At 51.1% G+C, this 12532-nt stretch carries 15 protein-coding genes; 9 read left to right on the top strand and 6 right to left on the bottom strand.

What is annotated here, in order from left to right:
* Positions 1 to 4 precede the first annotated feature (4 nt).
* Complete coding sequence (locus D6024_RS15215) at positions 5 to 421, bottom strand: cytochrome c maturation protein CcmE domain-containing protein (protein ID WP_121355503.1); 417 nt, start codon at positions 419 to 421, stop codon at positions 5 to 7.
* Positions 422 to 435: 14 nt separating this feature from the next.
* On the opposite strand from D6024_RS15215, the gene D6024_RS15210 reads away from it, so the two are divergent.
* From D6024_RS15210 to D6024_RS15180, 7 genes are all read left to right on the top strand, one after another.
* Positions 436 to 687, top strand: coding sequence for a hypothetical protein (locus D6024_RS15210; RefSeq protein WP_121355502.1), 252 nt, complete (start codon positions 436 to 438; stop codon positions 685 to 687).
* On the top strand, positions 680 to 1726 hold the full coding sequence (locus tag D6024_RS15205; protein WP_121355501.1) for an arginase family protein: 1047 nt from the start codon (positions 680 to 682) through the stop codon (positions 1724 to 1726). Before D6024_RS15210 ends, D6024_RS15205 begins: the two co-directional genes overlap by 8 nt.
* A 1-nt stretch (position 1727) precedes the next feature.
* Positions 1728 to 2372 carry a hypothetical protein gene (locus tag D6024_RS15200; protein WP_121355500.1) on the top strand — a complete coding sequence of 215 codons (645 nt, stop codon included), beginning with the start codon at positions 1728 to 1730 and terminating at the stop codon, positions 2370 to 2372.
* Between the two features lie 65 nt (positions 2373 to 2437).
* Positions 2438 to 3724, top strand: a complete 1287-nt coding sequence (locus tag D6024_RS15195; protein WP_121355499.1) for a radical SAM protein — start codon at positions 2438 to 2440, stop codon at positions 3722 to 3724.
* Between the two features lie 93 nt (positions 3725 to 3817).
* The gene (locus D6024_RS15190) at positions 3818 to 4969 is read left to right on the top strand and encodes an MFS transporter (protein WP_121355498.1); all 1152 of its coding nucleotides are present in this window, start codon (positions 3818 to 3820) and stop codon (positions 4967 to 4969) included.
* Between the two features lie 204 nt (positions 4970 to 5173).
* A complete protein-coding gene (locus D6024_RS15185; RefSeq protein ID WP_121355497.1) occupies positions 5174 to 6034 on the top strand; it encodes a hypothetical protein in 861 nt (286 codons plus the stop codon).
* Between the two features lie 28 nt (positions 6035 to 6062).
* Positions 6063 to 7385 (top strand): bifunctional folylpolyglutamate synthase/dihydrofolate synthase, encoded by a 1323-nt coding sequence (locus tag D6024_RS15180; protein WP_121355496.1) that lies wholly within the window; start codon positions 6063 to 6065, stop codon positions 7383 to 7385.
* Here the strand turns inward: D6024_RS15180 and D6024_RS15175 are convergent.
* The 5 genes from D6024_RS15175 to fbp all read right to left on the bottom strand — a co-directional run bounded on the left by D6024_RS15175 (position 7349) and on the right by fbp (position 10747).
* Entirely contained in the window at positions 7349 to 7894 is a 546-nt protein-coding gene (locus tag D6024_RS15175) for an NUDIX hydrolase (RefSeq protein ID WP_121355495.1), read from the bottom strand. The genes D6024_RS15180 and D6024_RS15175 overlap by 37 nt on opposite strands.
* A gap of 9 nt (positions 7895 to 7903) precedes the next feature.
* A complete protein-coding gene (locus D6024_RS15170; RefSeq protein WP_121355494.1) occupies positions 7904 to 8434 on the bottom strand; it encodes a YfiT family bacillithiol transferase in 531 nt (176 codons plus the stop codon).
* 9 nt (positions 8435 to 8443) lie between these two features.
* Entirely contained in the window at positions 8444 to 8881 is a 438-nt protein-coding gene (locus tag D6024_RS15165) for an FKBP-type peptidyl-prolyl cis-trans isomerase (protein ID WP_121355493.1), read from the bottom strand.
* Positions 8882 to 8885: 4 nt separating this feature from the next.
* Entirely contained in the window at positions 8886 to 9653 is a 768-nt protein-coding gene (locus D6024_RS15160; protein WP_121355492.1) for an ABC transporter ATP-binding protein, read from the bottom strand.
* A 65-nt stretch (positions 9654 to 9718) separates the two neighbouring features.
* Positions 9719 to 10747: a class 1 fructose-bisphosphatase gene (fbp, locus tag D6024_RS15155; RefSeq protein ID WP_121355491.1), complete on the bottom strand. Its 1029-nt coding sequence runs from the start codon at positions 10745 to 10747 to the stop codon at positions 9719 to 9721.
* Positions 10748 to 11076: 329 nt separating this feature from the next.
* On the opposite strand from fbp, the gene D6024_RS15150 reads away from it, so the two are divergent.
* Both D6024_RS15150 and D6024_RS15145 read left to right on the top strand, forming a co-directional pair.
* The gene (locus D6024_RS15150; RefSeq protein ID WP_121355490.1) at positions 11077 to 11853 is read left to right on the top strand and encodes a TerC family protein; all 777 of its coding nucleotides are present in this window, start codon (positions 11077 to 11079) and stop codon (positions 11851 to 11853) included.
* Between the two features lie 68 nt (positions 11854 to 11921).
* Positions 11922 to 12479: an NADPH-dependent FMN reductase gene (locus tag D6024_RS15145; RefSeq protein WP_121355489.1), complete on the top strand. Its 558-nt coding sequence runs from the start codon at positions 11922 to 11924 to the stop codon at positions 12477 to 12479.
* Positions 12480 to 12532: the final 53 nt, after the last annotated feature.

Below are 12532 nucleotides of genomic sequence, written 5' to 3'. Positions count from 1 at the left end.
GATCTTAATATTGAGAGGTTGTGTTGGACAGGTTCTTCTGCGCCTGCTTCATATCGTCCTTATACTTGGAAGGACATTTCGTCTGGATCTTGTTGCACTCAAAATAACCATCCCGCATGTAGCCGTTCAGGTCCAGGCCTTCCGAACGTTCCATATCGGTGATCTTGGCATTGGAGTAAACAACCTTGCGGCGCTGGCCATCGTTGTCGAAAGCGTAAAAAACCGTCAGGTTGGGATTTTTCACCGCATCGTATTCGATGGGTGCCGACTTGTCCAGCTTTGCTTTAACAACAACATACTTGTCTTTTTTGTTTTGTGCTGTATGAAAGGTTTCCTGTGTGGTCAGGTCTTTAATAAAAAACGACATGGCAATGATGCCGGCAACCACTAAACCCAAAAGAACGAGATGAAGTTTTTTCATAAAAATTTCAGCGGATGGCTTTCGCAAATGTAGCACAATTTCGTCCTGCCGAAGGTAGCGCTGATTTGATTTTCCTCATGCCAACAAAGTTTTCACATATTCAAAACGGAAAGGGCGAAAGGGAGACGGAATTCCCTGTCTTAAAACGGCACGGCGCTGCAAACTGTTGGCTGGAACACCTGTCGTTCCCATTCGGCGAATCACGTTTCAGCAATTCCCCACCGCCCTTTACCTTTGTGCCCCTTTTAAAAATCAGACATGGTTGACCTTTCTACATTCGATCCCAATGGTGCCGGCAATCCCAACAACAATATATTCGGGCTTCCCTTCGAGGAAGACGAAGCCCGCCTGGTTATTTTACCCGTTCCCTGGGAAGTGACCGTGAGCTTCGGTTCTGGCACGGCCCGCTCGGCAGAACAGTTAATGACCGCCTCCCTGCAGGTTGACCTGTTCGATCCCGCCTATCCGGAAGGCTGGAAACAGGGCTTTTTCATGCGTGAACCGGACAAAAAGGTTCTGCTGAAAAGTGACTACCTGCGCAAAGAAGCGGAATTGTATATCGACTATATTTCCAAAGGCGAGGTTGTCGGCGATAACCAGTTTATGTGCCGCACACTGAAGGAAGTGAATGAAGGAAGCGCTTACCTGAATAACTGGGTGTACCAGCAATCGAAAGCCATCCTCGACAGCGGAAAGCTGTTGGGATTACTGGGAGGAGACCACAGTACGCCGCTTGGCTATATGAAAGCCATTGCCGAGAAGTATGGTGAATTTGGCATTATCCAGATCGATGCGCACTGCGACCTGCGGGATGCATACGAAGGATTTAGCTACTCGCATGCCAGCATCATGTACAATGCGCTGAAGGAAGTACCGCAATTGAAAAAGCTGGTACAACTGGGCATCCGCGACTACTCGCTTGGCGAACACCAGTTTATAAAGGACAACAGTGACCGTGTTCGCACCTATTTTGACCAGGAAATCCGGGTTCGCCAGTACGAAGGCGAGTCGTTCCGGCAGATCGTCGAAGAAGTCATTAACCAGTTGCCCGACAAAGTCTATATCTCTTTCGACATCGACGGTCTTGATCCCAAGCTTTGCCCCAATACAGGCACGCCGGTACAGGGTGGTTTTGAGACCGAGCAGGTTTTTTACCTGTTCGACAAAATCGTGAAGAGCGGCAAGCAAATCATTGGGTTCGACCTGAGTGAGGTGAGCACCAGCGAAAACGGTTGGGATGCCAATGTCGGTGCACGGGTTTTGTTTAAATTGTGCAACCTGATGGTTGCTTCAAATCCTTCGTGAGATGTACACGGTGACAGTTAAGATCGAGGGAATGGACCGGCGGCGTCGAAACACGGGGCTGGTGCATGCCATCCTGGGTTTTTTCCTGCTGATCAAGTCGTTTGACCTGTACCATTACCTGGAAAGCCGCAGCCTGGTTCCCACCCTGCCGTTTTTACTGGTAGGGGCAATGTCGCTGTACTATGCGTTTTTCCGCTCCCGGTTTGATCCTTCGGCGAAGCACAATGCGGCCCTGCGCCTGCTGCAGAGCATTACATTTTTTTCTTTTGGTTTCCTGATGCTGCGCATCGGCAAAAGCATCGACTACATTAGCCTGTTTATCTGGGCCTTTTTAACCCTGTTGCTGTTCTTTTCCGAAAAGCGGATCTTCAAAGACACGATCATTACGCTGGCCGAAAATGGCGTTCGTATTCCCGGCAGTTACCGCGACCACCTGGTACCCTGGCCGGCGCTGGAAAGTGTCGTAGTTCGGCACGACTTCATCACCCTTTTTCACAAGGGGAAAAAATACCTGCAATACCAGGTGCTGCAGGACCTTTCTGAACTGGAACTGGTAAAGATGAATGCGTTTTGCAAGGAGCAAATCGAACGGCAACCATCCCTGGCCGACAAGGAAGGCGCAACGGAAAGCGAAGCCAATCGTTAAAACCTTTATGGGGTTGTTGTAATGCGGCTTCAAAGAACGAACTTTGCCGCCTCAATTTTACCAGCATGAGTCCATTCATTCTCTATTCTGATGGCAAGGGAAATATTTTTGAAGACACTTCCCTTTACGTGGTTGGCCGGTCCGGCTGGGATGCCATGCCTGTGCCGGAAGACGAATGGATTGAACTGCCGGAAGGCGGGCAGTTGTACGAATTGCCCGGCAGAAAAGGAATCGGCATCGACGTAAAGACCGGCGAGATGCGACTTTGCGAAAAGGGCTGGGCCGTTGCTGCTTTTATTCCGCCGGCTCATACAGCATTTTACCTTGCCGCTTACGAAAGCGAGCCCAATGCTCCCACGCTTCCCCTCTTCTGCTACACTGCCGTTGGCTGGGACGATGACAAATTTTATGTGCCGGTAGTCCGTATCGAGCAGGATATCCGCCAGGAGTGCGAAGGCTTTGACGATAAAAAAGTGAAACAGGGCGTTGCAGCTTTACGCAAAGCCTATCCGCATAACCGGTTGGTGGAGCACCTGGCCAGCAATTGCGCCTTGACCTATCAATGCCCCGCAGCCCGGAACTATTTTATGGGACGATGGGAATGCCCGATCCCTTCGTCGCCGGCCTGTAATGCCAATTGCGTGGGCTGTATCTCGTTTCAACCCGAAGACGAAGCAATCGTTTCGACGCAGGACCGCTTAACCTTTAAACCAACCGCGGAAGAAATCGTTGAGTATACCGTACCGCACCTCGAGTCTGCGCCTTATCCAATCGTAAGCTTTGGCCAGGGATGCGAAGGCGAACCACTGCTGATGTGGAAGACTATCCGGGAAGCCATCCTTGAAATCCGTAAGCACACGCAAAAAGGCAGTATCAACATCAATACAAACGGCTCCGACCCGGTTGCCGTCAGGGCCCTGTGTGAGGCCGGTCTGAATTCCATCCGCGTCAGCACCAACTCCGCAAGAAGAGAATTATACATGCCCTACTACCGGCCCAACAATTACGAATTTGAAGACATCATCGAAAGCCTGAAGGTGGTGCGGGAATTCGGCGGCTGGACATCCATCAACTATTTCGTTTTCCCCGGCCTTACCGACAGTGTGGAAGAATACGAGGCTCTGCGGAAACTGATTATCGATACGGACCTCCGCATGATCCAATGGCGCAATTTCAACATCGACCCGGACTGGTACCTTGGCAAAGTCGGCGTGCACCAGTCAGGAGAACTTCTCGGTATCAAGCAGCTGATGGAATTGCTGAAAGAAGAGTTCCCACATTTGAAATTCGGGTATTTCAACCCGCCGATCGAACGCATCAGGGGCAATTATGAAAGCGATTTTGCACACTGATCGGGTCACAGGTTTACACGTTTACACATTGACAGGTTTGATCCAACAAATCACTCGTGAACACGTAAACTTGTAAACGCGTAAACTCTTTTCATGCCTGCTTCCTCTTCGGACAACCGATCCTTACTGCTCCTGGTCTTTTCGCAATTTGCCGGAACGTCGGTCTGGTTTGCCGGCAATGCCATTGCCGATAAAATAGCACCGGGAAGTGGCAGCGCCGGCATGACGACTTTCGTTCAATTTGGTTTTATTGCGGGCACACTGGTTTTTTCGCTTTTCACCATTGCCGACCGATACCCGGCAAAAGCAGTATTTTTCTTTTCGGCCCTTCTTGCAGCGGCGGCAAACGGCGCCATCGTTTTCATTTTCAAATTTCCACCGGCCATTTCCCTGCTTCGGTTTGCGACCGGTTTTTTCCTGGCAGGTATCTACCCGGTCGGAATGAAAATCGCCGCAGATGTATTCCCCAAAAAACTTGGCAAAGCACTCGGATGGCTGGTTGGCGCACTTGTCCTGGGCACGGCCTTTCCGCACCTTGTCCGTTCGCAACTCGGCGGTTTAAACTGGAAAACAGTTGTCGTTACCTCGTCGCTTCTTGCAGCAACTGGTGGCTTCGTGGTGTTTTTCTTTTTGCCACCGACAAAAAAACCCGCACTTCTTTCGAAACCGGATTTTGCAGCGGCCTTTACCGTATTCCGTTACCCGGCGTTTCGGTCCGCGGCCTTCGGCTATTTTGGCCACATGTGGGAGTTGTATGCGTTTTGGGCCATCCTGCCGGCACTCTTCTCCGCCTACCAGGGCTTTCATCACCTGCCCAGCCATCCTTTCGGGTGGAGCTTTGCAAGCATCGGAATCGGCAGCATCGGCTGTGTAGCAGGTGGCTGGCTATCGTTGCGCCGTGGAAGCAGAACAGTTGCAGTCATGGCCTTGCTCCTTTCCTTTTGCTGCTGCCTTGTGGCACCGTTGGCCTTCCTTGCTGGCCCTGTGGTTTTCTATTCTTTCGTGCTGCTTTGGGGTTTTGTGGTAATCCCGGACTCGCCGCAATTTTCGGCCCTGGTTGCGGGAGCGGCCGGCGAAAAGGTCAAGGGCACGGCACTCACCGTTGTCACCTGTATCGGTTTTGCCATCACCATTGCCAGCATCCAACTGCTGAAGGAACTGTTTTCCGTTATGAATGAAAAAGCCCTCTGGATCCTGGCGCCGGGACCGCTGCTGGGGCTACTGGCATTACGAAACCGGAAATGAACCCGGGACGGGAGGTAAGCAAACCTGCACTACTACCAACGTTTCCACCGAAGACGGCAACGCAGGTTCAGCTGGACGAACAGCCAAAAAATTTTCCGCTGATGCCTGTAGAATGTTAAAAAGGCCGGGATTTCCCTTTCGTCCATTGATAATTTTTTAATTTCCGCTGCGTTTTATTGTCGAAACGTGCAAGAGTCTATTCGTATGAGCAACGCTATTACCATGCCCACCGCGGATTTTGAAAGGCAAAAGAACATCCAGGCTTCGCTGTATACGGCAGGCATTGCCGGTGCAATCCTACTGCTGGTTTTCCTTGTCAAATTTTACGAACCCGTGGTGCCGCCTGCACCCAAGGAAGAATATATCGAGATCAATCTTGGCAGTAGCGACGTGGGCTCGGGTAATGACCAGCCGCAACTGCCCGGCGAGCCGGCACCGGCGCAACAGGTTGCCTACACACCGGTACAGCAGGCAACGCAGGCATCCAGCGAGCCCGTAAAAGATGTGGAAGAAGACGACGAGCGGGAAGCGCCGCCGGTTTACAAGCCAAGAGCCACGAAGCCGGAAGCGACAAAGATCAACGAAGAGACCAAGGTGGAGAAAACAACGCCTACAACGGCCAATGTCACTCCAACACCTGCACCGCCCCGTCCAAGAGCCGTAATGGGACAGGTGCGTGGCGGCAATGGAAATGGTGGCAACGGCGCTGATACCTATCATCCAGGAACAGGAGAAGGACAGGGCGGAGGCCCCGGCGACCAGGGAAGCATCGGCGGAAATCCCAATGGAAAAAACTACACACCTCGCCGCCTTGGTGTGCGGGTGGTTAACATACCAGCTCAAAGCTTTGAAGATGATTTCAACGAAGGCGGAACAATCGTTCTTGATATTGACGTGGACCCAAATGGACGATTGGTCTCTGCCAACTATCAGGTAAGTGGGTCGAGCTTGCCCCGTTCTAGTAAGCAATACACCATTGCCCTAACAAGAGCCCGGCAGATCAAATTCCCGCAATATGACGGTGGCTTTAAACAGAAATTGAGTTTTTCATTTAGCGTGAAATAACCAAAGGCCGCAATACTTTTGCTGCCGGATGAATTACCGCGACACACTTGATTATATTTTCCAGAAACTGCCCATGTTCAGCCGCATGGGCAGTGCTGCTTTCAAGAAAGACCTGACCAATATCCAGGCGCTTTGCGATCACCTGGGAAACCCGGAGCAAAAATTTAAAACAATCCACGTTGCCGGCACCAATGGAAAGGGTTCGGTCAGTCATATGCTGGCCGCCATCTTTCAAACCGCGGGATACAAAACCGGGCTTTACACCTCGCCGCATCTCTACGACTTCCGCGAACGCATCCGGCTAAACGGCGACATGATCCCGGAAGCGTATGTAACCACATTTGTGGAAAGATTGAAGCCACAAATCGAGACCATCGAGCCGTCTTTTTTCGAGATCACGGTCGCCATGGCCATGCAGTTTTTTGCCGAGCAGCAGGTTGACATCGCGATCATTGAGGTTGGCCTGGGCGGACGGCTGGACAGCACCAATATCATAACCCCGGAATTGTCGGTCATCACCAACATCGGTTGGGACCATATGAACCTGCTGGGCAACACACTGTCTGCCATCGCCGGCGAAAAAGCGGGGATCATCAAACCGAACATACCGGTGGTCATCGGTGAAACCCTGCCGGAAACCAAGCCTGTTTTCCAACGGATCGCTGCTGAAAAAAATGCGCCTATTTACTGGGCCGAAGATCGATTTTCGATCCGGTCCTGGAAATTGCATCCGTTTGCTTTATCAATCGAACTGTCGGATCAAACGAATACTATTTGCACAATCCAAACTGATTTGCCGGGCATTTACCAGGTACGAAACGTCCGAACCGTGCTGACGGCAGTTGGCGTGCTGAGCGAAAGAGACTGGAATTTACCAGCGGCCTCCGTTCAGAAGGCTTTGCAAAACGTCAGGGGGACGACTGGCCTTGGAGGCCGGTGGGAAGTGATCGGCCAGCACCCGACGGTTGTTCTGGAAGTGGCCCACAACCCGCAGGGCATCGGTCAAATGATGGCCCACCTGGAGCAGACCCTTTTTCGGCAACTGCACATCGTCATCGGCATTGTAAAAGACAAAGAAGCGGACGACGTATTGCGCCTGCTTCCCACCGATGCGACCTACTATTTCACGCAGGCGCACATTCCAAGAGCGTTACCGTCGGGAGTACTTGCCCAAATTGCAGCGACCTGCCAGTTGAAAGGTGACAGCTATGTGGATGTAAACACGGCCCTGCAGGCCGCACTTCGAAAGGCGGGACAAGACGATCTTATACTGGTGTGCGGAAGTATCTTCCTCGTGGCCGAAGTGGACAAGTCTCAATATCTCAACTCGCCCAGGCGGGCCAGTGCGTAAAAGATGCAGTTGACATGGAGGCTTTGCATGATCCGGTGCTCCTTTAGCAATTGCTTGATTTCGTCAAGCGTATAATACACCACTTCCACTTCCTCGGCTTCGTCCAGGCTTTGCTCGGCTACCTTCTCACCTCCTGTTGCCAAAAACATGTGCATCAGGTTATTGGTGGTGGAAGGGTTCGCAGAGATCTTTCCCAGGTATTCCAGGTTTTCAAACCGGTAGCCGGTTTCTTCGAGTAATTCACGCTTCACTCCTTCCTCGAGACTTTCGCCTTCTTCCACCACGCCGCCCGGCAGTTCAATGCCTTCTTCGCCCAGGCCATGCCGGTACTGCCGCACCATCACCACGCGGCCGTCTTTTGTCAGGCAAAACGCATTGGCCCAGTCGGGATATTCATTCACGTAAAACGATGAGACGATCTTTCCCCCGGGTGTCAGGCATTTGTCTTTTCGTACGGTAAGCCAGGGTTCATTAAATAGGTAGGTCGATTCTAAAACTTTCCATTTCATATGTCGAAATTAATTCCAGCCCTTTCGCTCCCGCAATGAAGTAATGTGAGCGACATGATGGCGGCAATGCCAGGCATACATGCCCAGCAAGCCCCACAAGGTGAATTCTTTTTTGTGTTCGGGATGATAGACCGTCCGCTCGTAATCCCTGTTGGTAAAACTTTCCAGGAAAGTACACCAGCGGCTGTGCAGGGCATACAGCAACGTAATGGAAATATTTACCGGGAGGATTTGCACATCGCTGGTTTGGGCCCAGCGATTTTCATCGTATGGACGGATGGTCGGATTTTCTTCCGTATATCCCAGCTTGAACCGGCAATATGCGTTCATGTGACTATCCGCCACGTGATGCACCACCTGGTGCACGGTCCATCCGCCCTCGCGGTATGGCGTGTGAAGCTGTTCTTCCGAAAGGTTGCTGACGGCATTTTCAATGGCCTGCGGCAGAAAACGGATATCGGCCAGCCACGTCTCTTTCAGCTCGTCCGAATACGGTTTGGGTTCGTAGGTCCCAACAGGGTAGCGAAGGTCTTCCTGCATGTTGTTGGTTTAACTGAGTATTTCCAAAAGCTCGATGTCGAACACAAGCGTTGCACCCCCGGGGATGCTGCCACCGGCACCGTTGTCGCCGTAGGCCAGGTTGGACGGTATCCAAAGCCGCCACATGCTTCCGACCGGCATCATCGGCAACACGTCCTGCCAGCCTTTAATGAGTTGTGTCAGCCTTGCCGTGAAAGGCTGGTTTCGTTTGAACGAACTGTCGAATTCCTTGCCATCCAGCAGGGCGCCACGGTAGTGCGCTTTGATGTTGCTATTGGGCGACGGTTTGGGCCCGCTGCCTTCTTTCAGCACCTGGTATTGAATGCCATTGGGCAGCTCCACCACACCTTCTTTTGTGCGGTTCTCTGCCATGAAGGCGGCACCTTCGTCCTTTTGTTTCTGGATCTTTTCGTTGCGGGAATTTTGGAGTTTGTCGAATAAGCTCATCGTATTAATTTTCTCGGAGTGAATGTCCTGTTAGGTGAATAAAAACGTCTTCAAGATTGGCCTGCTTGACTTCCTTGGGCCGTTCGAAGCCCGTGGCAACCAGTTCGTCAATCAGCCCATCGGGCGAACTGAGAGCAACGATCCTGCCACTGTCGATGATAGCCACACGGTCGCAAAGGTATTCGGCTTCGTCCATGTAATGCGTGGTAATGATCACCGTCGTGCCTTTCCCGCGAATGTCCCGGACCAGGTCCCACAAATTTCGTCGGGCCTGGGGATCAAGGCCGGTCGTGGGTTCGTCGAGGAAAATGATCTTCGGGTCGTTGATCAGCGTCGTGGCAATGGAAAACCGTTGCTTCTGCCCACCGCTCAACTCTTTTACTTTCGCCTTTGCCTTGTCCCGCAGATTGACACGGTCGAGCAGCGACAATGCATCCACCTTCCTGTTGTAAAGGCCGGCAAAAAGGTCAATCAACTGCACTAGGTTCAGGTTGGGATAAAATCCGCTGGTCTGCAATTGGACACCGATGATTTTTTTGATCTCATTGGGTTCGGCATCCAGGTCGTACCCGTTTACCCGGATGGTGCCGCTGCTTTTTTCCCGGAGGGTTTCGATAATTTCCAGCGTGGTGGACTTGCCGGCACCATTCGGGCCCAGCAAACCAAAAATCTCTCCTTCGTAAACATCAAACGAAATTCCTTTTACCGCCTGGAAGCTGCCATAGAATTTCACCAGGTCATTAACGGAAATGATCGCCTTCGCCTCGGCCATTTTTCTTGTTTTGCGTGCAAATCTCCTGTAAAAAAAGCAACTGGAAAACTTTTCCGGCCAAGCGACTAACCGGCGACTTGCTTCCCGCCTGTCAGGCATTCCTCGAGTTCTGCCATCATGTTTTTACTGCCGACAAAAAAAGCACTTCGCTGGTGCAGTTCGGTCGGAACAATCTCGAGGATACGCTGGTGGCCGTCCGTGGCTTTTCCACCGGCCACTTCCACGATGAAGGCAAACGGGTTGCACTCATACAACAGCCGGAGTTTTCCCTGGGGCTTATCCTTTGTGAGCGGGTACATGAAGATGCCGCCTTTAATCAGGTTGCGGTGCACGTCGGCTACCATGCTGCCAATATAGCGCTGGGTATAGGGACCGCCGTTTTCGGGAGTTTTGTTTTGGCAGCGGGCAATGTATTCTTTCACACCGTCCTCGTACTGGAAAAAATTGCCGTGGTTCACCGAATAAAAATTTCCCGAATCCGGTATTTTAATGTTTGGATGACTGAGGCAAAACTCGCCAACAGAGGGATCGAGTGTAAAACCATTCACGCCACGGCGGGTTGCATAAACGAACATCGTGGATGACCCGTAAACGATATAGCCGGCGGCCACCTGTTCGAGACCGCGTTGCAGGAAGTCTTCTTTTGCCGCCAGGGTTCCCCGCGGCGATTTGCGGCGGTAAATACCAAAGATGGTCCCGATAGAAACGTTCACATCGATGTTGCCGCTTCCATCCAGCGGATCAAACAGGCAAACGTACTTGGAGTTTTTACTCATCTCGTCGTCAAACGCCACAAAATCGTCCAGTTCTTCCGACGCAATGCCCGCACAACTGATCCCACGCTGCAACACGCCCATGAATTGGTTGTTGGCAAACAGGTCGAGTTTTTTCACTTCCTCGCCCTGCACGTTCATGGTGCCGGCATCGCCAAGAATATCCACGAGGCCGGCTTTGTTCACCTCCACGTTGACGCGTTTGGCTGCGAGTCCGATGTCACGCAACAGCGTACTCAATTCACCGGTGGCATGCGGAAACTGTCGTAGCGACTGGATGGTAAATTCGTCGAGGGTAAGGACTGTCCTGTTTACATTCATATAGCATTCGTTTAGAAGAGGACAAAAATAACGGCTGGGGCGCTATTTCATTTTTTACCGAAGCCTGATAAAAGCAGTTTTGAAAAAATTGCCTCTCAAAAACAAACCGGGAAGAGTACAGGTTTGTAGTTAGATAAAAATGAATGTGGTTTGCAAGTATTTTTAAAGCAGATTCGCCAAACACTTTGCACCGTTACGATGGCAAAAAATTCCCCGGCAGCTTTTGTACCGGTGACCGCCGATTGAACCGAAACATTTGTATGGTGTTTGATTGAAGTAAGCAAGACCGGCCATGAAATAAAAGCATTTGTTACGAAACGAAAGAAAAGATGATAAACTTACTGGAGATCAACCTGACAAACCCTGGCACTATCACAGCCCTTTTGACACTGACGGTTCTGGAAATCATCCTGGGCGTCGACAACATCATTTTCATTTCTATTGTCACAAACAAGCTGCCGGCAGCGCAACAGCCCCGCGCAAGGCTGATCGGCCTGTTGCTGGCAATGGTGTTCCGGATTTTTTTGCTCCTTGCAATCAGCTGGATCATTCGTCTGACCAACCCCATTTTTTCAATCCCGTTTATCGTGGAAGATGACAAGCCGCTTGGCATTAGCTGGAAGGATCTGATCCTGATTGCCGGCGGCATTTTCCTGGTGTTTAAAAGCACCCTCGAAATTCACCACAAGCTCGAAAAAGCAAAGCCGCAGGAAGCCAAAGCCAAAGCCGCTTCTGCTGTTTTCGGCGCCGTCATCCTGCAGATCGTGATGGTGGATGCCGTTTTTTCATTCGACAGTATCCTAACTGCGATCGGGTTGGTGGATGAAGTCTGGGTAATGATTACCGCGGTGATTATTTCCATGACCATTATGATCCTGTTTTCCGGGATAATCAGCCGGTTCATCAACAAGCACCCCACCCTGCAGATACTGGCCCTTGCTTTTTTGATCATGATTGGCGTGATGCTCATGGCAGAAGGCTTTCACCAGCACATTAACAAAAGTTATATCTACACGGCCATCGCATTTAGCCTGATTGTTGAAATGATTAATATGCGGCTTCGCAAAAATCATCCACCGATTGACCTAAACAACGAGTCGCTTTAGCGCCAGATTGACACGAGAAGAATCCGGCCTGCTATTTGACGTTTGAACATTGAATAAAAATTGTGTACATGAGAATAGAGATCGTATCCGGAAGTCCAAGAACAAACAGCGTGACCCACAGGGTGGCTTTGCATTTATACCGTTTATTTCAGCAAAGGACGGAGCATGAAATTGGATTGCTGGAAGTGCGCAGCTATCCCCTTCCCTTGTTGCAAAAAGTCTTTGCGTCGGTAGAAGAAACGCCGGAACAGTTCAAGGGCCTGGCTCATCGCCTGTTTTCGGCTGACGCGTTTGTCCTGGTAACGCCGGAATACAATGGGAGCTATTCACCTGCGATGCAAAATCTGTTCGACCATTTTCCCAAGCAACACCACAAGGTCTTCGGTCTCGTAACAGCTTCGCCGGGAGCGTTGGGAGGCATGCGGGCAGCCATGCAGTTACAGCAATTTACCATGGCGCTGTTTGGCATCCCCTCCCCTTACATGCTCATTACACCGCAGGTGGATAAAAAATTTGCGGCCGACGGCACGCTGACCGACCCTTCGTTTGAGAAAAGCATCGACACCTTTGTACACGAATACCTCTGGCTGGCGGAAAAACTGGTAGAAGAAAAAGTGCCTGCCTAGGATTGCGTCAATCTTTCTTCTTCGGTTGAACAGACCGCACAGGTTTTGAAAAC

The sequence above is a fragment of the Flavisolibacter nicotianae genome, from assembly GCF_003628535.1.
In the GTDB taxonomy this organism is placed as follows: Bacteria; Bacteroidota; Bacteroidia; order Chitinophagales; family Chitinophagaceae; genus Flavisolibacter; species Flavisolibacter nicotianae.
Note: the sequence above shows the minus strand (reverse complement) of the source record. Positions and strands in the feature narration are given on the sequence as shown.